General features: G+C 60.5%; 27 protein-coding genes and 2 pseudogenes. 17 read left to right on the top strand and 12 right to left on the bottom strand.

The annotated features are described in order from the left end of the window. Window positions 1-24: 24 nt before the first annotated feature. A pseudogene (locus JWR98_RS09745) lies at window positions 25-1,103 on the bottom strand (patatin-like phospholipase domain-containing protein). Window positions 1,104-1,263: 160 nt separating this feature from the next. Between JWR98_RS09745 and JWR98_RS09740 the strand changes: the two are divergent. The 7 genes and pseudogenes from JWR98_RS09740 (at window position 1,264) to JWR98_RS30150 (ending at window position 7,187) form a co-directional block, all read left to right on the top strand. Beyond that, window positions 1,264-1,566, top strand: coding sequence for a PepSY domain-containing protein (locus JWR98_RS09740; protein ID WP_078732459.1), 303 nt, complete (start codon window positions 1,264-1,266; stop codon window positions 1,564-1,566). Further along, window positions 1,566-1,877 carry a PepSY domain-containing protein gene (locus tag JWR98_RS09735; RefSeq protein ID WP_205489863.1) on the top strand — a complete coding sequence of 104 codons (312 nt, stop codon included), beginning with the start codon at window positions 1,566-1,568 and terminating at the stop codon, window positions 1,875-1,877. Before JWR98_RS09740 ends, JWR98_RS09735 begins: the two co-directional genes overlap by 1 nt. Further along, on the top strand, window positions 1,877-2,545 hold the full coding sequence (locus JWR98_RS09730) for a response regulator transcription factor (RefSeq protein ID WP_078732461.1): 669 nt from the start codon (window positions 1,877-1,879) through the stop codon (window positions 2,543-2,545). Before JWR98_RS09735 ends, JWR98_RS09730 begins: the two co-directional genes overlap by 1 nt. Next, window positions 2,542-3,861 carry an ATP-binding protein gene (locus tag JWR98_RS09725; RefSeq protein ID WP_078732462.1) on the top strand — a complete coding sequence of 440 codons (1,320 nt, stop codon included), beginning with the start codon at window positions 2,542-2,544 and terminating at the stop codon, window positions 3,859-3,861. The genes JWR98_RS09730 and JWR98_RS09725 overlap by 4 nt, the downstream gene beginning before the upstream one ends. Window positions 3,862-4,116: 255 nt before the next feature. Beyond that, on the top strand, window positions 4,117-5,436 hold the full coding sequence (locus JWR98_RS09720; RefSeq protein WP_179119906.1) for a Na+/H+ antiporter NhaC family protein: 1,320 nt from the start codon (window positions 4,117-4,119) through the stop codon (window positions 5,434-5,436). A 71-nt stretch (window positions 5,437-5,507) separates the two neighbouring features. After that, window positions 5,508-6,329 (top strand): annotated as a pseudogene (locus JWR98_RS30155) (cache domain-containing protein); the annotation flags it as partial. Window positions 6,330-6,365: 36 nt separating this feature from the next. Beyond that, the gene (locus JWR98_RS30150; RefSeq protein ID WP_425273176.1) at window positions 6,366-7,187 is read left to right on the top strand and encodes a methyl-accepting chemotaxis protein; all 822 of its coding nucleotides are present in this window, start codon (window positions 6,366-6,368) and stop codon (window positions 7,185-7,187) included. Between the two features lie 5 nt (window positions 7,188-7,192). Here the strand turns inward: JWR98_RS30150 and trhP are convergent, their stop codons facing one another. Beyond that, window positions 7,193-8,506, bottom strand: a complete 1,314-nt coding sequence (gene trhP, locus JWR98_RS09710; RefSeq protein WP_078732464.1) for a prephenate-dependent tRNA uridine(34) hydroxylase TrhP — start codon at window positions 8,504-8,506, stop codon at window positions 7,193-7,195. Window positions 8,507-8,665: 159 nt separating this feature from the next. Here trhP and JWR98_RS09705 point away from each other — a divergent pair, with 159 nt between their 5' ends. Next, window positions 8,666-9,733: an AI-2E family transporter gene (locus JWR98_RS09705; protein ID WP_078732465.1), complete on the top strand. Its 1,068-nt coding sequence runs from the start codon at window positions 8,666-8,668 to the stop codon at window positions 9,731-9,733. Window positions 9,734-9,736: 3 nt separating this feature from the next. Here JWR98_RS09705 and JWR98_RS09700 read toward each other — a convergent pair whose 3' ends face one another. From JWR98_RS09700 to JWR98_RS09690, 3 genes are all read right to left on the bottom strand, one after another. Beyond that, window positions 9,737-9,919: a hypothetical protein gene (locus tag JWR98_RS09700; RefSeq protein WP_003173043.1), complete on the bottom strand. Its 183-nt coding sequence runs from the start codon at window positions 9,917-9,919 to the stop codon at window positions 9,737-9,739. Between the two features lie 91 nt (window positions 9,920-10,010). Then, on the bottom strand, window positions 10,011-10,205 hold the full coding sequence (locus JWR98_RS09695; protein ID WP_003173044.1) for a hypothetical protein: 195 nt from the start codon (window positions 10,203-10,205) through the stop codon (window positions 10,011-10,013). Between the two features lie 235 nt (window positions 10,206-10,440). Continuing rightward, a complete protein-coding gene (locus tag JWR98_RS09690) occupies window positions 10,441-10,794 on the bottom strand; it encodes a hypothetical protein (RefSeq protein WP_003173045.1) in 354 nt (117 codons plus the stop codon). A gap of 156 nt (window positions 10,795-10,950) precedes the next feature. Between JWR98_RS09690 and JWR98_RS09685 the strand changes: the two genes are divergently transcribed. Then, window positions 10,951-11,769: a shikimate 5-dehydrogenase gene (locus JWR98_RS09685; protein ID WP_205489854.1), complete on the top strand. Its 819-nt coding sequence runs from the start codon at window positions 10,951-10,953 to the stop codon at window positions 11,767-11,769. A 69-nt stretch (window positions 11,770-11,838) separates the two neighbouring features. Here the strand turns inward: JWR98_RS09685 and JWR98_RS09680 are convergent, their stop codons facing one another. Continuing rightward, complete coding sequence (locus JWR98_RS09680; RefSeq protein ID WP_078732467.1) at window positions 11,839-12,486, bottom strand: YceH family protein; 648 nt, start codon at window positions 12,484-12,486, stop codon at window positions 11,839-11,841. A gap of 119 nt (window positions 12,487-12,605) precedes the next feature. Between JWR98_RS09680 and JWR98_RS09675 the strand changes: the two genes are divergently transcribed. Then, window positions 12,606-13,115: a DUF1993 domain-containing protein gene (locus JWR98_RS09675; RefSeq protein ID WP_078732468.1), complete on the top strand. Its 510-nt coding sequence runs from the start codon at window positions 12,606-12,608 to the stop codon at window positions 13,113-13,115. Between the two features lie 69 nt (window positions 13,116-13,184). On the opposite strand, the gene sstT is transcribed toward JWR98_RS09675, so the two are convergent. Both sstT and nhaR read right to left on the bottom strand, forming a co-directional pair. Further along, window positions 13,185-14,405 carry a serine/threonine transporter SstT gene (gene sstT / locus JWR98_RS09670; RefSeq protein ID WP_078732469.1) on the bottom strand — a complete coding sequence of 407 codons (1,221 nt, stop codon included), beginning with the start codon at window positions 14,403-14,405 and terminating at the stop codon, window positions 13,185-13,187. A gap of 160 nt (window positions 14,406-14,565) precedes the next feature. After that, the gene (gene nhaR, locus JWR98_RS09665; protein ID WP_078732470.1) at window positions 14,566-15,468 is read right to left on the bottom strand and encodes a transcriptional activator NhaR; all 903 of its coding nucleotides are present in this window, start codon (window positions 15,466-15,468) and stop codon (window positions 14,566-14,568) included. Window positions 15,469-15,601: 133 nt separating this feature from the next. Between nhaR and JWR98_RS09660 the strand changes: the two genes are divergently transcribed. From JWR98_RS09660 to mnmH, 4 genes are all read left to right on the top strand, one after another. Beyond that, on the top strand, window positions 15,602-15,853 hold the full coding sequence (locus JWR98_RS09660; protein WP_078732471.1) for a hypothetical protein: 252 nt from the start codon (window positions 15,602-15,604) through the stop codon (window positions 15,851-15,853). A gap of 28 nt (window positions 15,854-15,881) precedes the next feature. After that, entirely contained in the window at window positions 15,882-16,631 is a 750-nt protein-coding gene (locus JWR98_RS09655; protein ID WP_078732472.1) for a TerC family protein, read from the top strand. A 94-nt stretch (window positions 16,632-16,725) separates the two neighbouring features. Beyond that, window positions 16,726-17,760 carry a selenide, water dikinase SelD gene (gene selD / locus JWR98_RS09650; protein ID WP_078823971.1) on the top strand — a complete coding sequence of 345 codons (1,035 nt, stop codon included), beginning with the start codon at window positions 16,726-16,728 and terminating at the stop codon, window positions 17,758-17,760. Further along, on the top strand, window positions 17,760-18,863 hold the full coding sequence (gene mnmH, locus JWR98_RS09645) for a tRNA 2-selenouridine(34) synthase MnmH (RefSeq protein WP_078732473.1): 1,104 nt from the start codon (window positions 17,760-17,762) through the stop codon (window positions 18,861-18,863). The genes selD and mnmH overlap by 1 nt, the downstream gene beginning before the upstream one ends. Before the next feature lie 42 nt (window positions 18,864-18,905). On the opposite strand, the gene JWR98_RS09640 is transcribed toward mnmH, so the two are convergent. After that, complete coding sequence (locus tag JWR98_RS09640) at window positions 18,906-19,961, bottom strand: permease (protein ID WP_078732474.1); 1,056 nt, start codon at window positions 19,959-19,961, stop codon at window positions 18,906-18,908. Window positions 19,962-20,006: 45 nt separating this feature from the next. Continuing rightward, entirely contained in the window at window positions 20,007-20,708 is a 702-nt protein-coding gene (locus JWR98_RS09635; protein WP_078732475.1) for a histidine phosphatase family protein, read from the bottom strand. Window positions 20,709-20,962: 254 nt separating this feature from the next. Between JWR98_RS09635 and JWR98_RS09630 the strand changes: the two genes are divergently transcribed. The 3 genes from JWR98_RS09630 to hemB all read left to right on the top strand — a co-directional run bounded on the left by JWR98_RS09630 (window position 20,963) and on the right by hemB (window position 23,594). Further along, window positions 20,963-21,661, top strand: coding sequence for a glutathione S-transferase N-terminal domain-containing protein (locus JWR98_RS09630; RefSeq protein ID WP_078732476.1), 699 nt, complete (start codon window positions 20,963-20,965; stop codon window positions 21,659-21,661). Window positions 21,662-21,663: 2 nt separating this feature from the next. Then, complete coding sequence (locus JWR98_RS09625; RefSeq protein ID WP_078732477.1) at window positions 21,664-22,506, top strand: PhzF family phenazine biosynthesis protein; 843 nt, start codon at window positions 21,664-21,666, stop codon at window positions 22,504-22,506. Window positions 22,507-22,619: 113 nt separating this feature from the next. Further along, a complete protein-coding gene (gene hemB, locus JWR98_RS09620; protein ID WP_205489845.1) occupies window positions 22,620-23,594 on the top strand; it encodes a porphobilinogen synthase in 975 nt (324 codons plus the stop codon). An 83-nt stretch (window positions 23,595-23,677) separates the two neighbouring features. On the opposite strand, the gene JWR98_RS09615 is transcribed toward hemB, so the two are convergent. Then, a complete protein-coding gene (locus JWR98_RS09615; RefSeq protein ID WP_225908651.1) occupies window positions 23,678-24,139 on the bottom strand; it encodes a hypothetical protein in 462 nt (153 codons plus the stop codon). Continuing rightward, window positions 24,096-25,862: RHS repeat-associated core domain-containing protein (locus JWR98_RS09610; RefSeq protein ID WP_205489843.1), on the bottom strand; the 1,767-nt coding region annotated here is incomplete at its 5' end. The genes JWR98_RS09610 and JWR98_RS09615, both read right to left, overlap by 44 nt.

The following is a 25,862-nucleotide window of genomic DNA, read 5'->3' as shown; positions in this document are numbered from 1 at the left end:
TCCGTCACCGCGCATACCGCTCGGTCAAAGCGCCTGCAAGCGCTCACCCAGCCCACCGTTATCGGCCAGCTTCAGAAACTCATCACCCAGCCGTTGGCTCTCGCTCATCGCGGTTTGCCAGTATTTGTTGCGGCTTTTGTCATCGCCCATAAAACGCTTGAAGTCGCTGCGGTCCGGCAGTTTGCCGTGTGGCAGGCGGGCCAGGTAGTCCCTGGACGGCGCCAGCAGCAACACGTCCTGCAAACCCTGCGGGTTGCTGCGCCGCCATGGCAGGCCTTTGTCGAACCAGCCGGGGATGATCCGGTCGGTAAAGTGCGGGTACAGCACAATGTCGTCGCCGTGGTAGGGCAGGTCAAGGTGGTAGTCCAGCAGGCCGCCGTCGCGGTAGGTGCCGGTGCCTGCGCCAGGCAGGTCGCGCACGCCTTGCATCACCATGGGGATCGACCCGGAGGCGAGCAGCGCCTGGCGCAGGTTGCCGGTGTCCAACTCAAGGAAGCGCGAGGGAAAATCCGTGAGCGGATGCACCGGTGGCGCCTGGCGTGGGTCGTGAATGATCAGCCGTTCGAAATGCCGCGACAGCCGTGCGCGGCGCGCAGGTTATCGGCGATTACCGAGGACAGGCCCAGGCCCAGGCGCCCACGATGGTCATCGGCGAGCAGGCCATGGCTTTTGACCACCATGATGTTCAGGCGGTAGTCGGGGTTGTCCAGCACCCGCGCATCGCGGCCGGCGAGCAAATCGTCGAGCATGCGCTGGCAACTGCGGCTGACCTCGGCCATGGTCACGCCTTTGGCAAAGCGCTGTTCGTTATACAGGCGGCCCAGGTCAAGCAGGCCTTGCACCGGGTCGGGCAGGCAGGCACTGGCAAACCGCCAGGAGCCGATCGAAGCACCGATCAGCGCCCGTTCCCGTGGCGCACGCGGCAGCCAGTCGCCGAACAGCGCCAGGTCCAGGCCTTGGATGCCCAACGCCTTGGGGCCGCCGGCCGCGCCAGGGAGGATACCGACGTCTGCGGGCTTCAAGCCCTGTTCGCGAATGCGGGTAAGGGCGCGTTTACCGGCCCTGAGGGTCATGGCGGGGAATTTGATGTGGATGGCTGTCATACCGGTCTCTGTTGAAGCGAGCGGGGCAGTATAGGAAATCTCGCACGCTGCAGGAAAATGGCGTGCCGCCGCAATTGCCATGGTGGCAATTCAGTTTCAGTTAAGTTGCAGGCGTTACCGTGGCAGGCGTAGGAAAAACATTGTGTAACGGAGACTTATCATGCAGCGCCTCACAGCCTTGGTCGCCACCGTTATGATCGGCGTCACGACGACCCAGGTTGCCGCTGTCGACCCCGACAAACCACTGATCGTGCCCGCCACTGTTACAATTGTTGCCTTCGACCAACTGGAAGCCACGGCTCTGGCCCTGCACCCTGGCTCGACACTGCTGGACACCGATCTGGATGAGGACTACGGCAAGTACGTCTATGAAGTCGAAGTGCGTGACAGCAACGGCATTGAGTGGGACATCGAATTGGACGCGCTCTCCGGGCAGGTTCTCAAGAATCATCAGGATACGTAATGACGGTAAATTTACGCACCGGCAGTCGAGTGGCACTGGTGCTCGTGGTGTTCTGCTCAGGTTTGCAGGCCCGCGACCTCAACCAGGACGAAGCGTTGGCGCTGCGCCAGCAGGGCGTGATCCTGCCGCTGGAGCAACTGCTGCAGCAGGCCATGGAGCGGCATCCCGGTTCGCGCCTGCTGGAGGCCGAGCTTGAAAAAAAACATGGCCACTATGCCTATGAAGTGGAACTGCTGACCACCGACGGAGTGGTGCGCGAGATCAAGCTGGACGCGACCACCGGTGTGCTGATCAAAGATGAGGAAGACTGATGCGCCTGCTCCTGGTGGAAGACAACGTACCCCTGGCCGATGAGCTGTCGGCCGGCCTGCAGCGCCAGGGCTACGCCGTCGACTGGCTGGCCGATGGGCGCGACGCCGCGTACCAGGGCCGCAGTGAACCCTACGACTTGATCATTCTCGACCTTGGCCTGCCCGGCTTGCCGGGGCTTGAGGTGCTGGCGCAATGGCGTGCCGCCGCGCTGGTCACGCCGGTGCTGATTCTCACCGCGCGCGACTCCTGGGCCGAGCGTATCGAAGGGCTCAAGGCCGGTGCCGACGATTACCTGAGCAAACCCTTTCACCCCGAGGAACTGCACCTGCGCATCCAGGCACTGTTGCGTCGTTCCCACGGCCAGGCCAACCAGCCCACCTTGCAAGCCGCCGGGCTGCATCTGGACGAAGGCCGTCAGTGCGTGCTGCGGGATGGCGACGAGATTCAACTGACCGCCGCCGAATTCCGCCTGTTGCGTTACTTCATGCTGCACCCCGAACAGATCCTGTCGAAAAGCCACCTGGCCGAGCATTTGTATGACGGTGAAACCGAGCGCGACTCCAATGTGCTGGAAGTTCACGTCAACCACCTGCGCCGCAAACTGGGGCGCAGCGTGATCGAAACCCGGCGCGGCCAGGGCTACCGGTTCGGCGCCAGCCCTGCATGAGGTCGATTCAGCGGCGCCTCAGCCTGGGCTTGATCAGCGTGATGGTGATTGTCGGCGTGGTACTGGCGCAAACCAGCCTGTGGTTGTTCGAAGCCGGTTTGCAGCGCTACCTGGAAGCCGGCTTGCGCAACGACGCCGAAAACCTGCTGGTGGCGCTGGTACGCGGGCCCAGCGGCGTGCAACTGGATGAGCAGCGTTTATCTCCGGCCTACCAGCGGCCATTTTCCGGGCATTACTTCCGCATCGATTTTGCCGACACCCACTGGCGCTCTCGTTCGCTGTGGGATCAGGAACTGCCCCGGCTGCCCGAGAGCGGGATCAAGGGCAACCTGCAATTGGGCCCGGAAGGCCAGCAACTGCTGGTGCTGCGTGCGGACTACAAGCGCTTTGGCCAGTCGATTTCCATCAGCGTGGCCCAGGACTACACCCCGGTGCGTGAAAGTTTTCGCCTGATGCGTCAGATCGGTCTGGTGCTCGGGCTGGCGGCATTATTGCTGGTGCTGATCCTGCAACGCCTGACCGTACGCCGTGCGTTGCGTCCACTGGAAACCGCGCGTAACCAGATTGCCCAGTTGCAGCAGGGGCAACGCTCGCAACTCGACACCCAGGTGCCCGTGGAGCTGGAGCCCTTGGTCGCGCAGATCAACCACCTGTTGGCCCACACCGAAGACAGCCTTAAACGCTCGCGCAATGCCTTGGGCAACCTCGGGCATGCGCTGAAAACCCCGCTGGCGGTGCTGCTCAGCGCAGCGTCGAGCGAAGCGCTCAAGGACCAACCCGAACTGAGCAAATTGTTGCGCGAGCAGTTGGAGCAAGTGCAGCACCGTCTCAACCGTGAACTCAACCGCGCGCGCCTGGCCGGCGAAACCCTGCCGGGCGCGTTGTTTGACTGTGAAAAGGAACTGCCTGGCCTGCTGGCCACCTTGAACATGATCCATGGCGAGCACCTGGACCTGAGTTACCACGCCGGCCCCGGGCTGCAACTGCCGTGGGATCGTGAGGATTTGCTGGAACTGCTTGGCAACCTGATGGACAACGCGTGTAAGTGGGCTGATGCCGAAATTCGCCTGAACGTCAGCGAAACCGAGGACGCTTACCTGTTGACGGTGGAGGACGACGGCCCCGGTATCCCTGAAGCCCAGCGTGATCAAGTGTTCAGCCGTGGTGCGCGATTGGATGAGCAGACTGATGGCCATGGCCTGGGCTTGGGTATCGTGCGCGATATCGTCGAGGTGTGGGGCGGGGTGCTGCAGTTGCAAGAGAGTGAATTGGGTGGGCTCAAGGTGCTGATCGAACTGCCCAAGCGCCATTCCTGACACACTGCCATCGCAGCATGGGTATCTTCACATCTTGAGCGAGTCCCTTGCGTAGCAGCTGTCGAGGGTGTGCAGATACTCATGGCCATCGCGGGCAAGCCTCCTTGCCACAGGTTTTTTGACATGCAGCCCCACCTGCTGCAAAGTGCGCGCCCTCTAATAAGACCTCCTTAAAGCCTGCACTTGGGTTGCCATTTAATGGCCACCTGGGCGCGGGCATGCCTGTTTTTTATGTTTCTGCTTGAGGTAACCATGATTAACGCAGTCATCGCCGCGGTCGGCACCATGCTGGTGCTCAGCCTGTCCCGTGTGCATGTGGTCATCGCCATCATTGTTGGCGCGCTGGTAGGCGGTTTGACTGGCGGCCTGGGGATTGAGGCCACGCTCAAGGCTTTCAACGGCGGCCTGGGTGGCGGGGCGACTGTGGCTTTGTCCTACGCATTGCTCGGCGCTTTCGCAGTGGCGATTGCCAAGTCCGGCCTGGCTCACGCCCTGGCGGACAAGGCACTGCTGCTGGTGGACCGCCAGGACGCCACCGGTGGCAGCCATGTCAAATGGCTGTTGATCGGCCTGCTGTGGGTGGTTGCGATAGCCTCGCAGAACATCCTGCCGATCCATATCGCGTTTATCCCGCTGCTGGTGCCGCCGCTGCTGTACGTGCTGACCAAGCTGCAACTGGACCGTCGTCTGATCGCCTGTGTGATGACCTTCGGCCTGATCACACCGTATATGTTCCTGCCGGTGGGCTTCGGCAATATCTTCCTCAACCAGATCCTGCTGGCCAACGTGGCCAGCAGCGGCGTGGACATCAGCCAGGTCAATGTGACCCACGCCATGAGCCTGCCGGCCCTGGGCATGGTGGTCGGCCTGCTGGTGGCGGTGTTTCTCAGCTACCGCAAAAAACGCGTATACGACCTGGAGAAAATCGAGCGGGTCGAGCAGGTGGCGGTGCAGTACAACCTGCTGACCCTGTTGGTGGCGGGCGTGGCGATTGCCTCGGCGTTCATCATTCAGCTGTGGCTCGACTCGATGATCATCGGCGCCCTGGCCGGGTTCCTGATCTTCTCGGTGTCGGGCATCGTGCGCTGGCGCGATACCGACGACCTGTTCACCGAAGGCATGAAGATGATGGCCATGATCGGCTTCATCATGATCGCCGCCTCAGGCTTTGCCGAAGTGCTCAAGGCCACGGGTGACGTGCGTTCGCTGGTGGAAACCTCGGCAGCGTTCATCGGCCATAGCCGTGGCGTGGGGGCTTTGCTGATGTTGCTGGTGGGGCTGCTGGTGACCATGGGCATCGGCTCGTCGTTTTCCACGGTGCCCATCCTTGCGGCGATTTTCGTACCGCTGTGCGTGCAACTGGGCTTCAGCCCGGTGGCCATCGTGTGCATCGTCGGGACGGCAGGTGCGCTGGGCGATGCCGGCTCACCGGCGTCGGACTCTACCCTCGGGCCCACCTCGGGCCTGAACATCGACGGCCAGCATCACCATATCTGGGACACCGTGGTGCCGACTTTCCTGCACTACAACCTTCCGCTGCTGGCGTTTGGCTGGCTGGCCGCCATGACCCTCTGACGGCCCATTCCTATAGAATCTGCGCAGTCGGCCGATAACCTCTCAAGTCGCTTAAACAAGAGAGAGAAATCATGCGTCTGAGTCTGAAGGCCAAAGTCCTGTCCCTCGCCGTCGTACCGGTGCTGCTGTTTGCCCTGGTGATCAGCCTGACCACCGTATGGATTCTCCAGGGCCAGGCGCGCAACGAGGTGGCTGAAACCCGCGAGCGCCTGCTCAACAACGCCAAGGCCACCCTGCAAAGTTATGTGGAGGTGGCCATGAGCACGATCAAGCCGCTCTACGACGCGGCCGCTCCGGGCGATACGGCCGCGCGGGCCGAGGTGGTCAAGCTGCTCTCCAACACAAGCTACGGCAAGGACGGCTACTTCTTCGGCTACGACTCCGAAACCATTCGCCTGTTCAAGGGCAACAGCCCCGACGGCGTGGGCAAGAGTTTCAAGGACAACCGCGACCCTAATGGTGTGTACGTCAACCGTGACCTGGTCAAGGTCGGCAAGGACGGCACCCACTACCTGCAATACAGTTCGACCCAACCCGGTCAGACCGAGCTGGTGCCCAAGATGGGCTACACCGAGTACCTGCCCAAATGGGACATGGTCATCGGTACCTCGGTGAACCTCGATGGCATCGAAGCCCAGGTTGCGGTGGTCGAAGCCAAAGTGGAAAAACGCATGGAAGGCGTGTTGCTGAGCATCCTCGGCGTGGCCGTGGTGGTGCTGCTGGTGATCGCCGCCGTGGGTATGTTGCTGGCCAATACCATCTTGCGTCCGCTGCATTTGATGAAAGCCAACCTCGACGACATCGCCGCCGGTGAAGGCGATTTGACCCGCCGCCTGGCCATTACCAGCCAGGATGAGTTGGGCGACCTCGCGGGGGCCTTCAACCGTTTTGTTGACAAGATTCATGGCCTGGTTCGCCAGATCACCGACATGACCGCGCAACTTACCGGCCTGGTGAGCCAGGTGTCCGACCAGGCCCAGCGTTCCGAGCAGGCCATGGAGCGTCAGCGCCACGAAACCGACCAGGTGGCCACCGCGATCAACCAGATGTCCTCCGCTGCGCAAGAAGTCGCGCGCAGCGCCCAGGGCGCCTCAGTGGCTGCGCAACAGACTGACGCCGAAGGCCAGGCCGCCAAGCGTGTGGTGGACGGCAGCATCGCGCAGATCCACGCACTGGTGAATGATATTCGCAGCAGCGGCGTGTCTCTCGACAGCCTGCAGCAGGACGTGTCCTCGATTGTCAGCGTGTTGAGCGTGATCCGTTCGATTGCCGAACAGACCAACCTGTTGGCGCTTAACGCGGCGATCGAGGCCGCGCGGGCAGGGGAGGCCGGCCGTGGTTTCGCGGTGGTGGCCGACGAAGTGCGTGCGCTGGCCAGCCGTACCCAGACCAGCACCCAGGAAATCCAGGGCATGATCGACCGCCTGCAAAAAGGCACCGAGGCTGCCGTGGACGCAATGCGCCGCTCCAGCGACGCCGGTGAAGGCACCTCGGCCCAGGCCAACCAGGCCGGCGCGTCGCTGGACGCCATGGCGCAGCTGATCGGCACCATCAACTCGATGAACGCGCAGATCGCCAGCGCCGCCGAAGAACAGACTGCGGTGGCCGAAGAGATCAACCGCAGCGTGCACCAGATCGCAGTGGCCGTGGACAGCGTGGCCGATGAGACGCAGTTGGGCGCACAGACCTCGCGCAGCCTGGCGGACCTCGGCCAGCGCCTGGGACAACTGGTCGGTCAGTTCAGGATCTGACGTCCTCAGACATCGCGCATCAGCAGCGCAAAACGCAGGTCCATCTGCGCCGGCACGCGCACATACACCGTGTGCCCGTCCCCCGGCGCCACCTCGATGGCTTGCCCCTGGCTGTTGTGCAGGGTGTCCAGATCAAAGTGAAGGTTGCCGGTGGGCGTCATCAACTCCAGGTGGTTGCCCAGGGCAAAGCGGTTCTTCACCTTGACCTCGGCCAGCTCGCCGCGCCGCTCGCCGGTCAACTCGCCGACAAACTGCTGGCGCTCCGACACTGAGCTGCCGTTCTGGTAGTTCTGGTATTCATCGTGCACATGGCGGCGCAGGAAGCCTTCGGTGTAGCCACGTTGGGCCAGGGATTCAAGGTCTGTCATCAATGAACGATCAAATGCGCGCCCGGCCACGGCGTCGTCAATCGCCCGGCGATACACCTGGGTGGTGCGCGCGCAGTAGAAGTGCGATTTGGTGCGGCCTTCGATCTTCAGCGAGTGCACGCCCATATGGGTCAGGCGCTCCACGTGCTGCACCGCTCGCAGGTCCTTGGCGTTCATGATGTAGGTGCCGTGCTCGTCTTCGAACGCGGGCATATGCTCATCGGGACGGTTGGCTTCCTGCAGCAGGAACACTTGGTCGGTCGGCGTGCCAATCCCGAGCGTGGGCTCATACGCCTGGACGATGTCCCCCGTAGTGTTTTCCACCGCCGGCGTGGCCTGGTATTTCCAGCGGCACGCGTTGGTGCAACTGCCCTGGTTGGCATCGCGCTTGTTCATATAGCCCGACAACAGGCAACGCCCGGAATAGGCCATGCACAAGGCGCCGTGCACAAATACCTCCAGCTCCATGGCCGGCACCTGCTGGCGGATTTCGCTGATCTCCTCAAGGGACAGCTCCCGCGACAGGATGACCCGGCAAATCCCTTGTTGCTGCCAGAACTCGACGCTGGCCCAGTTCACCGTATTGGCCTGCACCGACAAGTGAATCGGCATCTGGGGGAAGTGCCGGCGCACCAGCATGATCAGCCCCGGGTCGGACATGATCAGCGCATCCGGGCCCATGGCGATCACCGGGGCCAGGTCCTTGAGGAAGGTCTTGAGCTTGGCGTTGTGCGGCGCGATGTTTACCACCACGTAGAAGCGCTTGCCTTGTGCGTGGGCTTCGTCGATGCCCAGGGCCAGGTTGGCGTGGTCAAATTCGTTGTTGCGCACGCGCAGGCTGTAGCGCGGTTGGCCGGCGTACACCGCGTCGGCGCCGTAGGCGAAGGCGTAGCGCATGTTTTTCAGGGTGCCGGCGGGGGCGAGCAGTTCGGGGGGAAGGAGCAGAGGCATGGAAATTCGAGTCGTAAAAGGTCGCGAGGGTAGCGGGCGGCGCCGAAGGGTTTATTGATCTGGGTCTACGCTTACCGCAACAAAGATGGCACTCGCAGGATTTGCCACGGACTAAGCAGCAGGGCGCGTGCGCGCCGAGCTTTCTGACATGGACCGGACATGAACCAAACCAACCTGCAATTCAAAACCCTGTTGTTGCTACTGGTCCTGGTGACCGTCGCCTTTATCTGGATATTGCTGCCGTTCTATGGCGCAGTGTTCTGGGCGGTCATCCTGGGTATCATCTTTGCACCGCTGCAGCGCCGCCTGCAGCAGCGATTCGGCTGGAACCGCAACCTCACCTCACTGACCACCTTGATGGTGTGCCTGGTGATCGCGATTCTGCCGGTCATCATCACCAGCGCCTTGCTGGTGCAGGAGGGCGCGACGCTGTACAAGAACGTCGAGAGCGGCAAGCTGGACGTGGCCGGTTATATCGAGCAGTTCAAACACTTTCTACCGCCGTATTTCCAGCATCTGCTGGACCGTTTCGGCTTGGGCAACCTGGAAGGGCTGCGCGAAAAGATCGTCAAGAGCGCGATGCAGGGCAGTCAATTCTTCGCCACCCAGGCATTCAGCTTCGGCCAGGGCACGTTTGATTTCCTGGTGAGCTTTTTCATCATGTTGTATCTGCTGTTCTTCCTGCTGCGCGACGGCCCTGAACTGGTGCGCAAGGTGCGCACGGCGGTGCCGTTGGCCGAACCGCAAAAGCGTCGGTTGCAGCTCAAGTTCAACCGCGTGGTGCGCGCAACGGTCAAGGGCAATGTGCTGGTGGCCGTGACCCAAGGCGCCCTGGGTGGCTTGATCTTCTGGTTCCTGGATATCCCCAGTGCGTTGCTCTGGGCGGTGTTGATGGCGTTTCTGTCGCTGCTGCCGGCGGTGGGGGCGGGGATTGTCTGGGCGCCGGTGGCGGTTTACTTCCTGTTGAGCGGTTCGATCTGGCAGGGCGTTCTGCTGGGGCTGTTCGGCGTGTTCGTGATCGGGTTGGTGGACAACGTGCTGCGGCCGATCCTGGTTGGCAAGGACACCAAGATGCCGGACTACCTGATCCTGATCTCGACCCTGGGCGGCCTGTCGGTGTTCGGCCTCAACGGGTTCGTGATCGGGCCGCTGGTGGCGGCGCTGTTCATGTCCAGTTGGGCGCTGTTTGTCGAGAGCAAGCCGCGGGTCAAACTGCCGTTACCTTGAACCTCAGGCGTGGAGCCGGAAGTTCGAGGCTTGCTGCAGCTGTTTTTCAGCGGCCGACAGCGACGTGAGCGGGCCGCTGATGGCCTCGCCGTCGCGTACCAGGTACCAGCAGGCGAGCAAGCCCGACGCTCGAAGCGGGGCGGGGACGGCGCTGCCGATGACGGACATGATTTGAACAGTGGGCATACATACCTCCAATCGCTATGGAGGCCACCTTACGAGACCCGGCGGCTGAGGAAAAATCACCTGGCTCGATAGTCGACATCAATGCCAGGCGTCAGTCGACTACCTGATCGAGCATGCTCACCACTTCCTGCTCGTTGAGCAGGCCCTTGCGCACCAGGTTTTCCGCCAGCAACGCGAGGAATTTCGCGCTGCGGTGACCTTCCAGATGCTTGAGTTCGGTGAGTGCGCTGTAAACCTTGCTGGACGTACAGAGGCCAGCGGTGCGGTGCGGGTTTTGTGTGGGCATGGTTCAGTCGTCCTTGTTGTTATTGGGTGGACAGGATCGAATAGTGAGAGTGAGTCGTGACACAAACATGACAGCGCGAGCCCCTATCGGGCAAGTAGACTTTGGACCTTGATCATGTGGGATTGGAGCCAGGCCATTGTCCTCATAGCGACCTTCGCACGATAAATCCGGACTTCACAGGCAAAAAAAGGCCCCGCGTGCGGGCGGGGCCTGTTTCGTGCGTCATGCCTAGCATTTACCAGCCGCGGCGGTAGTAGCCGTGCGGAGGGCCGTAGTAGCCACGAGGTGGGCCGTAATAGACCGGCGCCGGGCGGTAATACACCTCTTGCTGCACATACACCGGCGGCGGCGGTGCGTAGTACACCGGCGGGGGCGCGGCATACACCGGCTGCGGTTGCACATACACGGGCTGTTGCACGTACACCTCGCGGGGTTGGCTGGCAACCACGGAGCCCACAACGGCGGCGCCGACCAACGCACCCAAGGCGGCCGGGCCAGCCCATCCACCGCCGTGGGCGGAGGCTTGGCCTGCCATGGCGAGTGCACCGATAAGCAAGGCGATCCTGGGGATTTTACGATTCATGGTCATTCCTCGGTTAGCCCCTGCGCTTGTGGTCTGCAATCAATAGACTCAAGTAATGTCGCGGGGATACTTTTAAGACAACGTATTTTTGAAAAACAGCACAGCCGTTAGGTAAAGGTTGTGTAAGGTCTGTACCGATTTGCTTACTCAAGGGAGTTTTCCATGCAGATGCACCCCAACAAGGACACCCAACTGTGCATGTCGCTGTCGGCCCGCCCTGGGAATTTCGGCCTGCGATTTCATAACCACCTGTATGAACAGTTGGGTCTGAATTTCTACTATAAGGCCTTCAGCAGCCAGGATTTGCCCGGCGCGATCAGTGGTATCCGGGCGTTGGGCGTTCGGGGTTGCGGAGTGTCCATGCCGTTCAAGGAGGCCGCCATTGCCTTAGTGGACGAACTCGACGCTTCGGTTCAAGCGATTGACTCGCTGAACACCATCGTCAATACCAACGGCCATCTCAAGGCCTACAACACCGATTACATCGCCGTTGAGCAACTGCTCCAGAAACATGCAGTGCCCAAGGATTCGACCTTTGCTCTGCGCGGCAGCGGCGGCATGGCCAAGGCCGTGGCCAGTGCCTTGCGTGACGGTGGTTATGCCAACGGCGTGATCGTGGCGCGCAACGAGGCGGCGGGGCGCAGATTGGCGCAGAATCTTGGGTACGAGTGGCAAGCCGACCTTGGCGGGTTGCGCCCACGGATGCTGATCAACGTCACGCCGATCGGCATGACCGGTGGTGCCGAGGCGGATGCGTTGGCGTTCGAGGCCGAGGCTATTGATAAAGCCGAAACGGTGTTCGATGTGGTGGCGATCCCCGCCGAAACGCCGTTGATTGTTCGGGGACGGGCCAAGGGTAAGCAGGTGATTACCGGGCTGGAAGTGATCGCGATCCAGGCCCTGGAGCAGTTTGTGCTTTATACCGGTGTGCGGCCGACCCAGGAGCAGTTCGAAAAAGCCGTGGCGTTTGCCCGAAGCTGAAGGGCACTGATAGCCAAAAGTGGGAGCAAGTCGAATCGTCGCACCGCCCCTCCCACATTTTTGCCTGTATTACGCCTGGTCCAACTGCGCCAGGCGCTCTTCCAGCGCCGCGATTCGCGCTTCCAATTCTTCAATACGGTCCACAGACACTCCAGCCCCACGCTCAACCGGACTCCCCCGCGCGGCCATGATCACCTCAATATCCGCCGGGTCGCCCAGTGCATGGGTATAGCGGTCCTCCCGCTGTCCGGCCTGGCGCGGCACCAGTACCGCCAGCCCGCGTGAGATCAGGCGTTCGAGCTGATGCACCACTTGCTCGGCATCTTCGAAATCATGCATGCGCCCGCTGCGAGTCAGCAGTTCGTTGACGGTCTGCGGGCCGCGCAAAAACAACAGCCCAATCAGGATCACCTGAGCCGGCACCAGCTCCAGCGCCTTGTCCACGCGATGTTCCCAGCGGTCGGCGCGGCTGCCCATCACCAGGCGGGTGAAGCCTTGGCCTTCCAATACACGCAGGCTCTGGCCGACCTGGCCCTGGCTGAGGTTCATCACTGGCTCGCGGCTGGTTTTCTGGTTGCAGGCCAGCACCAGGGCGTTGAGCGTCAGGGGGTAGGTTTCGGGGTTGGTCGCCTGTTTTTCGATCAGGCAGCCCAGGAGGCGGATTTCCGTGCTGTTCAGGCGCGGCTCTGGGGTATCGGTGTCGTGCTCGGCGGTCATCGCGCGCGTTCCCTATGCAGTGAAGGCCTTTAGCCTATCCTTGAAAAATTAAAAGACAAGCGCTCGGCATGGCTATAATCGCCGCTGGTTCCAACCCTGCCATTACCGATGAGACTGTCATGACTATTTCCCTCTATGCCGCTTCCATCCCAGTCTTCAAGCAAATGCTCAACGCCCTGAGCGATGTGCTGAACAAAGCCGAAGCCCATGCCACAGCCAAGAACATCGACCCCAACGCCCTGTTGCAGGCGCGCCTGTTCCCGGACATGTTCCCGCTGGTGCGCCAGGTGCAGATCGCCGTCGACTTCGCCAAGGGCGTGTCCGCGCGCCTGGCCGAGATCGAAGTACCTAAATACGATGACAGCGAAGTGACCTTCGCCGACCTGCAAGCGCTGATCGCCAAGGTCCTGGCCTTCGTCGATACCCTCAAGCCCGAGCAAATCGACGGCAAGGAAGGCATCGAGATCATCACCCGCCCAGGCACGCCGAAAGAGAAGCGCTTCAGCGGCCAGTCCTACCTGTTGTCCTACGGCCTGCCGCAGTTCTTCTTCCACGTCACCACCACCTACGCCTTGCTGCGTCACAACGGTGTGGAAGTGGGCAAGCGCGATTACATGGGCGCTTTCTAAGCATCCAGTCACAAAAAAGCCCGGTGCGGTTCATTCAAGAACCGCACCGGGCTTTTTTATAGCCGGCGGTTAAGCCGCCTGTTCTTCCTTGCCCAGGCATGCGGCTGCGGTGAACAGCACATCGGTGGAGGAGTTGAGCGCGGTTTCCGCCGAGTCCTGCAACACGCCGATGATGAAGCCAACGGCCACCACCTGCATGGCGATTTCACTCGGAATGCCGAACAGGCTGCACGCCAGTGGAATCAACAGCAGCGAGCCACCGGCCACACCGGAAGCCCCGCAGGCGCACACGGCCGCGACCACACTGAGCAGCACGGCGGTCGGCAGGTCGACGTTGATGCCCAGGGTGTGCACTGCCGCCAGGGTCAGCACGGTGATGGTGATGGCGGCACCGGCCATGTTGATGGTCGCGCCCAGCGGGATCGATACCGAGTAGGTATCTTCATGCAAGCCCAGGCGTTTGCTCAACGCCAGGTTGACCGGGATATTCGCCGCCGAACTGCGGGTAAAGAACGCGGTGATGCCGCTTTCGCGCAGGCACATCAACACCAGCGGGTATGGGTTGCGGCGCAGTTTCCAGAACACGATGGCCGGGTTGATCACCAAGGCCACGAACAGCATGCAGCCGATCAGCACCACCAGCAGGTGCGCGTAGCCGAGCAGGGCGCCGAAGCCGGACGTGGCCAGGGTCGAGGCCACCAGGCCGAAGATCCCCAGCGGCGCAAAGCGGATCACCACGCGTACGATCAGCGTGACGCCGTTGGACAGGTCATCCAGCACGGTGCGGGTGGTAACGCCCGCATGGCGAATGGCGATGCCCATACCGATGGCCCACGCCAGGATGCCGATGAAGTTCGCGTTCATCAGTGCGCTCACCGGGTTGTCCACCACGCTGAGCAGCAGGCTTTGCAGCACCTCGCCAATGCCGCCGGGGGCGCTGACGGTGGCGTCGTGGCTGGCCAGCACCAGCGTCGAGGGGAACCACATGCTGGCGACTACCGCGACCACGGCCGCAGCAAAAGTGCCCAGCAAATACAGGAACAGAATCGGCTTGATATGGGTTTCCTGGCCGTGTTTATGGTTGGCTATCGAGGCCATGACCAGCACAAACACCAGAATCGGCGCCACGGCTTTCAGCGCGGTGACAAACACCTTGCCAATAAAACCAGTGGCTCTGGCAGCCTCAGGCGCCAACAGGGCAAGCAGGATGCCGGTGATCAGGCCGATAACGATTTGCGTGACCAGGCTGACGCGCATGAGTCGTTGCAAGAGGGAAGGGGCAGCAGTCATAAGGGGATGTCTCTAGTTTTTTTAGTAGGACGCAGCATTGCAGGAGGAAAGCGCTGTAGGAAGCAGGCGCGAAGTCTAGCATGCTGTAGGAAGCGTCCTGTTCGCTGCGGCATTCCGTCACCATGGCTGTCGGACTTGAGTGCCTTGCCCTACCTTGCCGTCACGGCAGGGCGGTAAACAGCTCCCGTCTTGCACCTTCGGTAATCGCCACGATGCCAGGGTGTTTGACCTTACGCTCCACTGAGATCGCATAGAACGACTCGGTAACCGCATCGGTCTGGCCGATCAGCGCCACGCCATACTGGCGCACCACTTCATCGGCAATCACGCTGGGGGCGATAAAAATCCCGCTGCCGGATTGGCCAAAGGCCTGCATCAGAGCGCTGTCGTCGAATTCGCCGATGATCCGCGGCTGGATCTGCTGCTCGGCGAACCAGCGTTGCAGACGGCTGCGGACGACGGTCTCCGCGCCCGGAATCAGCAGCGGGGCGCCATGCAGGCAGTGTGGGAAGTCGCCGTTGTGCTGGTCAGCCAATGCCTGGGTGGCAAAAAAGCTGATGCCGCATTCCCCCAGTTTCTGGCTATAGCCCTTGATGTCCAGGTGCGAGGGCATGGGACTATCGGAAATCACCAGGTCCAGGCGCTGAATCGCCAAGTCGGCCAATAACCGTTCTAGCTTGTCTTCGCGGCAGGTAATGCGCAGCGGCTCGCTGAGCTCCATGGTTGGCGCGATCAAGCGGTAGACGATGGATTTGGGCACCACATCCGCCACCCCGACCCGGAACACAATCTGCTGTTCGTTGGGCTGCGCGCGCAGCATCGCCTCCAATTCATTGCCGGTCTGGAACATCTGCTCGGCATAGGGCAGGGCCTGACGCCCGGCTTCGGTCAGCTCAAGTTGGCGGCCGACCCGTTGAAACAGTGCGATACCGAAGGTCTGCTCCAGCAGGCTGATCTGCCCGCTGATGGTCTGAGGCGTGAGGTTCAGCTGCTCGCAGGCGCGCACGATACTGCCGGTCTTGGCCACGACCCAGAAGTAGTGCAGTTGTCGGTAATTGAGCATGGCTGCCTCACTTCGTAAAAACCGAAGTATACGCTAGAAAAATACGAATTTTACTGAACTGTTCACCCGCATAGAATGCCTCGCTATCGCGGGGCCACTATTTGGACCCAAGGGTTATAACGAGGAATACATCATGAAACTCAATTCCCTGGGCGCGGCATCGTTGCTTGCGCTTTCATTGATGATGATCGGCGGTTGCGATCAGGTCGAAAAAAGCGCACAGCAAGTGCTGGGTAAAGCCTCCGAATCGGCCAAGCAAGCGATCGACGATACCCAGAAGGCCGCGGAGCAGGCGTTGAGCGAAGCGACGCAAGACCTGATCAATCCGCAAAAAAAGGATGAGCAGGAAGCAAACGAATCTGAATCGAACACTAAAGAAACCTAATCTCCCAGCACAACGTCAGGACTGACCTATGGATTACCTTTTACAACTGGCCGCCAGCCCCACCGCGTGGATCGCGCTGGCCACCCTGATCGTCATGGAAATCGTGCTGGGCATCGATAACCTGATCTTCATCTCGATCCTCACCAACAAATTGCCCGAGCAGCACCGGGCCAAGGCGCGACGCATCGGTATCAGCATGGCGTTGGTCCTGCGCCTGGGCTTGTTGAGCACCATCGCGTTTATCGTGCAACTGACGACGCCGGTGTTCGAAGTGTTCGGCCAGGCGTTTTCCTGGAAGGACATGATCCTGATCGCCGGCGGCCTGTTCCTGGTATGGAAGGCCACCACCGAGATCCACCACAGCATGGACCCGGAGCCGGAAGAGAAGGCCAGCACCAGCAACGTCGTGACCATCGGTTTTGCGGCGGCGATCGGGCAGATCCTGTTGCTTGACCTGGTGTTCTCCATCGACAGCATCATTACCGCCGTGGGCATGACCGAGCACTTGCCGATCATGATCATTGCCGTGGTGACTTCGGTGATCGTGATGCTGGTAGCGGCTGAACCGCTGGCCAAGTTCATCAACGACAACCCGACCGTGGTGATGCTGGCTCTGGGCTTCCTGATCATGATCGGCATGACGCTGATCGCAGAAGGCTTCGGTGCCCATGTGCCTAAAGGCTACGTGTACGCGGCCATGGCCTTCTCGGCGGCCATCGAGTGCTTGAACATTGCACGGCGCAATCGCCACAAGCGTTTGCTTGCCGCCCGTCAGTAAGCGCTGAAACAAACAGGCCGGCTGTGCTCACAAGAGCCCAGCCGGCCTTTTGCTGTCTGGTAGAATCCGCCCACTTGATAGCTTGAGGTCCACCATGAACGAGCCGATTCGCCTTACCCAGTACAGCCACGGCGCGGGTTGCGGCTGCAAGATTTCGCCGCAAGTACTGGAAGTTATCCTCGCCGGCAGCGGTGCACAGAACCTGGACCCCAATCTGTGGGTGGGTAACGCCTCCCGTGACGATGCGGCGGTGTACGCCATCGACGACGAGCGCGGCGTGGTCTCCACTACCGACTTTTTCATGCCGATTGTCGATGATCCCTTCGATTTCGGCCGCATCGCCGCCACCAATGCGATCAGCGACATCTATGCCATGGGCGGTGACCCGTTGATGGCCATCGCCATTCTTGGCTGGCCGGTGAACGTACTGGCGCCGGAAATTGCCCGTGAGGTGATCCGTGGCGGCAGGTCCGTGTGCGACGCGGCCGGCATTCCCTTGGCGGGTGGGCATTCCATCGACGCGCCGGAGCCGATCTTCGGCCTGGCCGTGACCGGCATCGTGCAAAAGCGCCATATGAAGCGCAACGACACCGCCACTGCCGGCTGCAAGCTTTACCTGACCAAGCCCCTGGGCATCGGCATCCTCACCACCGCGGAAAAGAAGGGCAAGCTGCGCGAGACCGATATCGGCCTGGCCCGTGACTGGATGTGCACCCTCAACAAACCAGGCAGCCGCTTCGGCAAACTGGCCGGCGTGACCGCCATGACCGATGTCACCGGTTTCGGCCTGTTGGGCCACCTGGTGGAAATGGCTGACGGCAGCGGTCTGACTGCCCGTATCGAATATGAAAAAGTCCCACGCCTGCCAGGGGTCGAGTACTACCTGGAACAGGGCTGCGTGCCCGGTGGTACTTTGCGCAACTTCGACAGCTATGCCAGCAAGCTGGGACGTTTGCAGGAGTTGCACAAACGTGTGCTGTGCGACCCGCAGACCAGCGGCGGCCTGCTGATCGCCGTCACCCCGCAAGGTGATGCCGAATTCCACGCGGTGGCCGCCGAACTGGGCCTGAACCTCGAGCCAATCGGCGCGTTGGTTGAGCGACAGAGCAACGCGGTAGAGGTGATTTGATGGCGACTGACATCACCGATTACCGCGATATCTTCCTCAACGACCGGCCGCTGATGGACACCCGCGCGCCGGTCGAATTCACCAAGGGCGCGTTCCCCGGCGTGATCAACCTGCCGCTGATGACCGATGACGAGCGCCAGCGGGTCGGCACCTGCTACAAGCAGCAGGGCCAGCAAGCGGCAATCGTGCTGGGACATGAGCTGGTGTCCGGGGCGATCAAGGCCAAACGTATCGAACAGTGGGCGCAGTTCGCCCAGGCCAACCCCAACGGTTACCTGTACTGCTTTCGTGGCGGCTTGCGTTCGCAGATCGTGCAGCAATGGCTGAAAACCGAAGCCGGTATCGACTACCCGCGGGTGGGCGGTGGCTACAAGGCGATGCGTACCTTCCTGGTGGAAACCATCGAGCAGGCCACGACCCAGTGTGACTTCGTGTTGCTGGGCGGCATGACCGGCACCGGCAAGACCGAAGTGCTCGGTCAACTGCATAACGCCCTGGACCTGGAAGGTCACGCCAACCATCGCGGTTCCAGTTTCGGCAAGCGCGCCACGACACAGCCGTCCAACATCGACTTCGAAAACCGCCTGGCGGTGGACCTGCTTAAAAAGCGCGCGGCGGGTACCGAGCAATTTGTGGTCGAGGACGAGAGCCGCATGATCGGCAGCTGTGCATTGCCATTGCCGCTGCACAAGGGCATGCAGGCGTATTCGATGGTGTGGCTGGAGGACAGCGTCGAAGGCCGCGTGGAACGCATCCTGCGCGACTATGTGGTGGAGCTGTGTGCGGAGTTTATCGGGGTGTTTGGCGAAAACGGCCACGCGCTGTTTGCCGAACGCCTGACCCAGAGCCTGGCCAATATCCACAAGCGTCTTGGCGGTGAACGCTTCCAGCGGTTGCATGCGATCATGCAGAAGGCTCTGGCCGAACAGGCACACAGCGGCACTGTGGACCTGCACCGCGGCTGGATCGAAGGGCTATTGCGCGAGTACTACGACCCGATGTACGCCTTCCAGCGTGAAAGCAAAGGCGCGCGCGTCGAGTTTGCCGGGGAGCAGGGCGCCGTGTTGGAGTATCTGCGCCAGAGAAACGGGCGCTCTGCATAGGCATATTTATGTGTTAGTGCTACGTAGGCATTCATGCAATGCCTACAGAATCACCGCCCCGATCAACCCGCACACCACACCCACCAGCATGGTCAACCCCGCGACCGTCACCAGCACCCGCGCATCGAAGTCCTTGCGCAGCATCAGCAGTGACGGCAGGCTCACGCTCGGCAGGGTCATCAGCAAGGCCACGGCCGGGCCGGTGCCCATGCCCAGGGTCATCATGGTTTGTACGATAGGGATCTCGGCCGCGGTAGGAATCACAAACAGCGTGCCGACAATCGCCAGCGGCACCAGCCATATCAGGCTGTTGGCCATCGCGCCGTCCACGTGGGGGAACAGCCACACACGCGCCGCGCCCAGCACCAGCACCGCCAGGATATAGACCGGGATGGTGCTCCAGAACAGCTGCCAGAGGGTGCGCAACCAGCGACTGAGGAACGGTTGCGATTCCAGGGTGCTGACTTCGGCTACCGCGTCCAGTGCCGCCTCCGGTACTTGGTCCGGTCGGGCAATGCGCTGCGCCACCAGCGACACACCCACCACCAGCACAATCCCCGCCACCAGCCGCAACGCGGTAAAGCCCCAGCCCAGCACAAAACCCATGAACACCAGGGTGGCCGGATTGAGCACCGGGTTGGCGATCCAGAAGGCCAGCGCCGCGCCCACCGACACCTGCTGGCGACGCATGCCCGCCGCCACCGGCGCGGCGCAGCAACTGCACATCATGCCCGGCAAGGCGAACAGCCCACCGCGCACGGTCGAGCCCAGCCCGGCGCGGCCGAACAGACGTAGCAGCCAGTCGCGAGGGATCAATACCTGTAAAAGAGAGCCGAGGATCACCGCCAGTACGGCGGCTTTCCAGATTGCCAGGAAATACACCTGGGCATAGGCCAGCGCTGCCGCCAGGGGCGAGCTTTGTTGATCATTGAGAATCGAGGCGCCGATGCTGTGGTTATCCGCCGCGGCAAACGCCTTGAAGTAGTAGGGCGACCATTTCACGTAGTAGAGGCCGACGCAGGCGACCAGCAGGAACAGCGCTGGTTTCCACCAGAACGACCAGCCCCGGTTGGGCTGGATGGAGGTGAGGTTGGACATGGGTGATGATCCGTCGATGAGTCAATAGCGACGCATCATACGCTCTCAGCTCTCGGCGCTCACCTGTGTGGGTTCCGGACAGGTCTGGTCGCCGTCATTCAAGCCTTGCTTGTAGTTGCGGCTCAACAGCGAGGCCTTGCCGTTGTGCCAGGTCAGCGTCAGGACATACAGCGTGTCGTAGTCATTGCCGGACCAATCTTCGGTGATGGTGTGTTTTTCGCCCGAGGCTTCACTCGCCACCTTGTTGATCAACTCCGGCAGGTAGCCGTGGGACCAGGCGGTGTAGATTGTGGCATTGTGATATTTGTCTTCGACCAGCTCATCGGCCAAGTCACTGGTGTCATTCGCCGAGAATTTGATATTCACCGGCAGGCCCAGCTTGATGGCGCTGGGACTGATGGTCATCAGTGGGCGGATGTAGCTGTAGGAGTTATCCCGCTCGCCTTCCTCTACATTGCGCGTCGGGTTGGCGGCGAACACGAAGTCGGCCTTGCCGAATTTCTCCGGCAATACCGTGGCCAGGTTCATCGCGCGGTTCAGGCCCTGGCAATTGAGTTGGCCCAGGCCGCCGGCGGGTTTTTCGCCGTGGCGCAGGAACACCAGGGTTTGTACGCCGTCTACGGGTTGGGCGCGGCTTTCACGGGCGTCGAGTGCAGCGACCATGGCGCCGCTGACCAGCAACAGCGGCAGCATGATGTAGGCATAGTGTCTCAGGCGTTGCACAAGGCGCAGAGGCTTGATCGTCATTGTAGGTTCGAGTCTTCATGCGTCACGTTAAGGCTGACAAGCCTGGCCCCAATAACGCCTGGGCGTCTTGCGGTATTCCCTGTCGATACAGCTGAGGTGCCTCCGTTCACCCGATAAGCGCACATAAGAGTGCACGAGGACGTATTGGTTCGCCTGTGCGGGATAATAGCCCGCTGATGTTGCGCATTGATGACTCATGCAGGACAGCCTCCAGGTGACTATCATGGAGGCTTTCCGCCCCAGGGGTCGTCCCGATGAATGCACTTGCCGCTTTCCCGATCAATAGCAAATGGCCTGCCCAGCACCCTGAGCGCCTGCAACTTTACTCACTGCCCACGCCCAACGGGGTAAAAGTCTCGATCATGCTGGAAGAGCTGGGCCTGCCTTATGAAGCGCACAAGGTCAGTTTCGAGACCCAGGACCAGTTGTCTCCCGAGTTCCTGTCCCTGAACCCCAACAACAAAATCCCCGCGATCATCGACCCCGACGGCCCGGCCGGCCAGCCGCTGGCGCTGTTTGAGTCTGGCGCGATCCTGATCTACCTGGCGGAAAAAACCAGCCGGTTGCTCTCCGAGGATCCGGCGACACGTTATGAAACGATTCAATGGCTGATGTTCCAGATGGGCGGCATCGGCCCGATGTTCGGCCAGTTGGGTTTTTTCAATAAATTCGCCGGCAAGGACTACGAAGACAAACGCCCCCGCGACCGTTACGCCGCCGAGTCCCGCCGCTTGCTGCAAGTGCTGGAAAAACGTCTGCTCGGCCGCACCTGGATCATGGGCGATGACTACAGCATCGCCGATATTGCGTCCTTCCCGTGGATCCGGAACCTGATTGGCTTCTACGAATCGGGTGACCTGGTGGGCATCGCCGACTTTCCCAACGTCCTGCGCGCGCTGGATGGGTTTATCGCCCGGCCTGCGGTGATCCGTGGCCTGAATATTCCGAGCTGAGCATGCCGACTTTCGATTTCAAACAACTGGATGTCTTCAGCCGTGTGCCGCTCAAAGGCAACCCATTGGCCGTGGTATTGGGGGCCGATAGCCTCAGCGACCAGCAGATGGCGGACTTCGCCAATTGGACCAACCTCAGTGAAACCACGTTTTTGCTGACACCGCGCGATCCAAGGGCTGACTATCGGGTAAGGATTTTTACCACCGTGCAGGAGCTGCCGTTCGCCGGGCACCCGACACTGGGCAGTTGCCACGCCTGGCTGCAAGCGGGCGGGGTGCCCCAAGGCGAGGAGATCATCCAGGAGTGTGAAATCGGCCTGGTGCGTATCCGTCGTCAAGGCGATGGGCTGGCGTTTATCGCACCGCCGTTGTTGCGCGCGGGACCGGTGGAAGATGACGTGCTCGAACGCGTGTGCCAGGCGTTGAACCTGGCGCCTGGGGCAATCGTGCGCAGCCAATGGGTGGACAACGGCGCCGGTTGGCTGGCGGTAATGCTGGCTGATCGTCAGGCTGTGCTTGACCTGCAACCGGACTATGCGCAACTGCTCGGCCTCGCGGTGGGCGTAGTCGCCCCGTGCGACCCGGCGCGCGACGAGGTGGATGCAGACTTTGAAGTGCGCGGTTTTATCGCCGGCGACGGCGCCCCGGAAGACCCGGCCACCGGCAGCCTGAATGCCGGTGTCGCCCAATGGTTGCTGGGGGAGGGGCTGGCGCCGGAGTGTTATGTCGTCAGCCAGGGCACGGCCATGGGGCGTGCCGGGCGTATCCACATTGAACGCCAGGGCAAGGAGATCTGGGTCGGCGGCGCCGTCGCGGTGTGTATCGAAGGCTGTCTACAGCTCTAGATCAATGAATTATTACCGACCGCGCAATACACTATTGGCCCCTGGCATTTGTGTTGCGGGGGGTTGGGGGCATAAGCTTTTGCCCCATAGTTTTGTCTTGAATCAGGAAAACCATGACCAGCCAGTTCCCTCAAGCCCGCCCACGCCGCCTGCGCCGCTCCCCGGAGCTGCGTGGCCTGTTCCAGGAAACCGAGTTCACCCTCAACGACCTGGTACTGCCGATTTTTGTTGAAGAAGAAATCGACGACTTCGTCCCGATCACCAGCATGCCGGGCGTGCGGCGTATCCCAGAGAAGAAACTGGCAAGCGAGATCGAGCGTTATGCCCGCGCCGGCATCAAGTCGGTGATGACCTTTGGCGTATCCCACCACCTGGACGCCAGTGGCAGTGACACCTGGAAAGAACGCGGCCTGGTTTCGCGCATGTCCTCGATCATCAAGGACGCCGTGCCGGAAATGATCGTAATGTCCGACACCTGCTTTTGCGAATACACCGACCACGGCCACTGCGGCGTGATGCACGGCAGCCATGTCGACAACGACGCGACCCTGGTCAACCTCGGCAAACAAGCCGTGGCCGCCGCCCGCGCCGGTGCCGACGTGATCGCCCCCTCGGCCGCCATGGACGGCCAGGTCCAGGCCATCCGCCGCGCCCTGGATGACGCCGGTTTTACCCATATTCCGATCATGGCCTACTCGACCAAATTCGCCTCGGCCCTCTACGGCCCCTTCCGCGAAGCCGGCGGCAGCGCGCTCAAGGGCGACCGCAAAAGCTACCAGATGAACCCCATGAACCGCCGCGAAGCCGTACGCGAATCGCTGCTCGACGAACAGGAAGGCGCGGACGCCCTGATGGTCAAACCGGCAGGTGCCTACCTCGACATCATCCGCGACATCCGCGAAGCCTCGCGTTTGCCGGTGGCGGCATATCAGGTAAGCGGTGAATACGCGATGATCAAGTTCGGCGCCCGGGCGGGAGCGATTGATGAGGATCGCGTGGTGCGCGAGACCTTGGGCTCGATCAAGCGGGCGGGGGCGGATTTGATTTTTACGTATTTTGCGATGGATTTGGCGTTGGCGGGGGTCTAAGACGCCGTTTATCCCCTGTGGTAAGCGGGCTTACTTATCACAGGGGGAGGAATGCGATCTTTCATATTTATTTTGAACAGCGCTTAGTTAAATTTTTCGTAATCCTCCGCACCTAATGACGCCAACCATTTATTGAAGAAATCAACTTGCTCTTGTGGATTGTTTGTTAGGTTTTCTTCTTCATAGTCAAATAAATGGACGATGTCGTCGTTGGTAGCTTGTTGGCCTAGCGTCATTTCGTATGCGACAAGCCCAGCGCTCATTTGAGAGCCCATTCTTGAAGGTTTAACATTTATTTTTGCTCCTTTGCATAAAAATGTTATATGCGAGAAATCTGCTCTAATTTTTGCGAAGCAAACATACAGATCTTTTCCTTCATAAACTTTTTTAAAGTTTTCGGCTTCTGAAAATGTCATGGTGAGTTTTGTTGGGCTATATTTGACGGTGACCTGTTTGTGTTCGTTATTGATTATTGCTTTTATATTTTTGGTTTTCATTTTATTACCTGTTGGGGTTTGGTATGGAATATCCAACGTAAGTTCCATCAGTTTTTACCGGGGTGGCGCCTAGTATGTCCTCTGTATTAATTTTATGATGGATAGCAAATTCTTGTTCTTTTGGGTAAGGCGCCTGCTTTCCTAATTCTGTATTTATATCATGGCCCTCAATATTTCTAAGCGTATATAAATAGCCTTTTTTGTCTCCATAGCTGGTAGCAAAGGTGATTGCGACTGCTCGGGATGGCGATGTACTTATGAAGTTGCTTGGCGGGTCGTCGCTGTCAATTGCGTGTAGGTATAAATCTTCGCTGTTGCCTTTGCTTTTAAACCCATTTTTGAAGACTTCGTTTGGAGGGATTTTGTCCCCGCGAAAAAGATATTCTTCATCACGACGCGGAGATGGAAGGTTGGGTTCGGTTTTTTTACTTGATGTCAGTGTTGAAGGATCTTCAACGCCTAAGGATGGTTTACATCCTTTCGTGCCAGGACATTTACTCAGTCCAAGCGGATCGATCCAACCCGTCGGGTTGGGCACGTACTGGTAGGCGTTGATCCCACCCGCCAGCTTCACCGGGTCTGGCGTCAGGTAACGACCGATATCCGGATTGTAGTAGCGATGGCGGTTGTAGTGCAGCCCGCTTTCCGGGTCGAAGTATTGGCCCTGGAAGCGCAACGGGTTGTCGACTTTTCCGACGTCGAGGCGGCTGATCTGGCCGTAGGCGCGGTAGTGGGCGGACCAGACGATTTCGCCGTCTTGATCGGTCAGCTCCTGCGGCGTGCCGAGGTGGTCGAGTTGGTAGTGGTAGGGCTGGGTTTCATCTGGGCCGAAGCCTTCCAGCAGGGCGAGCGGCCTAAAACTCTCCGGTTCGTAGAGGTAACTGCGATGACGGTCCGCATGGTGCTCGGCGATGAGTTTGTCGCCTTGCCAGAAAAACTCCGTGATGATGCCATCCACAGTTTTGCTGATGCGCCGCCCAAACGGGTCATAACGGTAACTCGCCGTTTGGCCGTTGGGTTGCGTAATACCGATCAGGCGGTGTTGGCAGTCGTATCGGTATTCGGTAATGAGTTGATGACCCTTGCCACGCCGTTCGCGGATCAGGTTGCCGAAGGCGTCGTAGTCGTAGTGCCGGTCGCCCTGGATCATCAGGCGGTTGCCGGCAACGATGTCGGGGCCGGGGCGGTCTTGCATCAGCAGGTTGCCGGCCGGGGTATGGGCGAAGCGTTCCTGCAGGTCTTGCGAGTGGTCGGCGTGGGTGAGGCGGTTGAGCGGGTCGTAGCGGTAGTGGTGTTTGCCTTTGCGAGTGTCGTTGAGGCGGGTGAGGTTGCCGGATTTGTCGTAGTCGTAGTGGCGTTGGTAGAAGTAATTTTCCTGTTGCGTGACGGTGTGGGCGTGCAGGCGGTGCTGGTCGTCGTAGTGGTAGTGGCTGAGGAGTTGGCCTTGTTGGCGTTGGTGCTCCTGGCCGGCTTTGAAGAGGTGCGAGGTGAGCGTTTTGCCATTCAACTCAACGGTGGCCAAATGACCGCCCTTGGCGTGGTTGAAGGTGAGGCGGTTGTTGTCCGGCAGGCGTAGATTTTTCAGTTGACCGCGGGCGTCGTAGCCATAGCGCAAAGTGCCCCAGCCTTGGTGTTCGGCGGTGAGGCGGTTTTGTGGGTCGTATTCGTAGGCCAGCGCCCAGTGGCCGTCGTCGACGCTGAGGAGGTTGCCCTGGCGATCGTAGGCATAATCAACCTTGCTGCCATCGGGTAGGGTTTTTCGTACGAGGCG

Origin of the sequence: Pseudomonas lactucae, from assembly GCF_016937615.1 — a bacterium.
In the GTDB taxonomy this organism is placed as follows: Bacteria; Pseudomonadota; Gammaproteobacteria; order Pseudomonadales; family Pseudomonadaceae; genus Aquipseudomonas; species Aquipseudomonas lactucae.
Note: the sequence above shows the minus strand (reverse complement) of the source record. Positions and strands in the feature narration are given on the sequence as shown.

Bases quoted from the DNA above. Each gene is read 5' to 3' on its own strand.
- JWR98_RS09740 (WP_078732459.1), top strand. From the start codon at position 1,264: ATGCAGCGCCTCACAGCCTTGGTCGCCACCGTTATGATCGGCGTCACG.
- JWR98_RS09735 (WP_205489863.1), top strand. From the start codon at position 1,566: ATGACGGTAAATTTACGCACCGGCAGTCGAGTGGCACTGGTGCTCGTG.
- JWR98_RS09730 (WP_078732461.1), top strand. From the start codon at position 1,877: ATGCGCCTGCTCCTGGTGGAAGACAACGTACCCCTGGCCGATGAGCTG.
- JWR98_RS09725 (WP_078732462.1), top strand. From the start codon at position 2,542: ATGAGGTCGATTCAGCGGCGCCTCAGCCTGGGCTTGATCAGCGTGATG.
- JWR98_RS30150 (WP_425273176.1), top strand. From the start codon at position 6,366: ATGACCGCGCAACTTACCGGCCTGGTGAGCCAGGTGTCCGACCAGGCC.
- trhP (WP_078732464.1), bottom strand. From the start codon at position 8,506: ATGCCTCTGCTCCTTCCCCCCGAACTGCTCGCCCCCGCCGGCACCCTG.
- JWR98_RS09705 (WP_078732465.1), top strand. From the start codon at position 8,666: ATGAACCAAACCAACCTGCAATTCAAAACCCTGTTGTTGCTACTGGTC.
- JWR98_RS09700 (WP_003173043.1), bottom strand. From the start codon at position 9,919: ATGCCCACTGTTCAAATCATGTCCGTCATCGGCAGCGCCGTCCCCGCC.
- JWR98_RS09695 (WP_003173044.1), bottom strand. From the start codon at position 10,205: ATGCCCACACAAAACCCGCACCGCACCGCTGGCCTCTGTACGTCCAGC.
- JWR98_RS09690 (WP_003173045.1), bottom strand. From the start codon at position 10,794: ATGACCATGAATCGTAAAATCCCCAGGATCGCCTTGCTTATCGGTGCA.
- JWR98_RS09685 (WP_205489854.1), top strand. From the start codon at position 10,951: ATGCAGATGCACCCCAACAAGGACACCCAACTGTGCATGTCGCTGTCG.
- JWR98_RS09680 (WP_078732467.1), bottom strand. From the start codon at position 12,486: ATGACCGCCGAGCACGACACCGATACCCCAGAGCCGCGCCTGAACAGC.
- JWR98_RS09675 (WP_078732468.1), top strand. From the start codon at position 12,606: ATGACTATTTCCCTCTATGCCGCTTCCATCCCAGTCTTCAAGCAAATG.
- sstT (WP_078732469.1), bottom strand. From the start codon at position 14,405: ATGACTGCTGCCCCTTCCCTCTTGCAACGACTCATGCGCGTCAGCCTG.
- nhaR (WP_078732470.1), bottom strand. From the start codon at position 15,468: ATGCTCAATTACCGACAACTGCACTACTTCTGGGTCGTGGCCAAGACC.
- JWR98_RS09660 (WP_078732471.1), top strand. From the start codon at position 15,602: ATGAAACTCAATTCCCTGGGCGCGGCATCGTTGCTTGCGCTTTCATTG.
- JWR98_RS09655 (WP_078732472.1), top strand. From the start codon at position 15,882: ATGGATTACCTTTTACAACTGGCCGCCAGCCCCACCGCGTGGATCGCG.
- selD (WP_078823971.1), top strand. From the start codon at position 16,726: ATGAACGAGCCGATTCGCCTTACCCAGTACAGCCACGGCGCGGGTTGC.
- mnmH (WP_078732473.1), top strand. From the start codon at position 17,760: ATGGCGACTGACATCACCGATTACCGCGATATCTTCCTCAACGACCGG.
- JWR98_RS09640 (WP_078732474.1), bottom strand. From the start codon at position 19,961: ATGTCCAACCTCACCTCCATCCAGCCCAACCGGGGCTGGTCGTTCTGG.
- JWR98_RS09635 (WP_078732475.1), bottom strand. From the start codon at position 20,708: ATGACGATCAAGCCTCTGCGCCTTGTGCAACGCCTGAGACACTATGCC.
- JWR98_RS09630 (WP_078732476.1), top strand. From the start codon at position 20,963: ATGAATGCACTTGCCGCTTTCCCGATCAATAGCAAATGGCCTGCCCAG.
- JWR98_RS09625 (WP_078732477.1), top strand. From the start codon at position 21,664: ATGCCGACTTTCGATTTCAAACAACTGGATGTCTTCAGCCGTGTGCCG.
- hemB (WP_205489845.1), top strand. From the start codon at position 22,620: ATGACCAGCCAGTTCCCTCAAGCCCGCCCACGCCGCCTGCGCCGCTCC.
- JWR98_RS09615 (WP_225908651.1), bottom strand. From the start codon at position 24,139: ATGGAACTTACGTTGGATATTCCATACCAAACCCCAACAGGTAATAAA.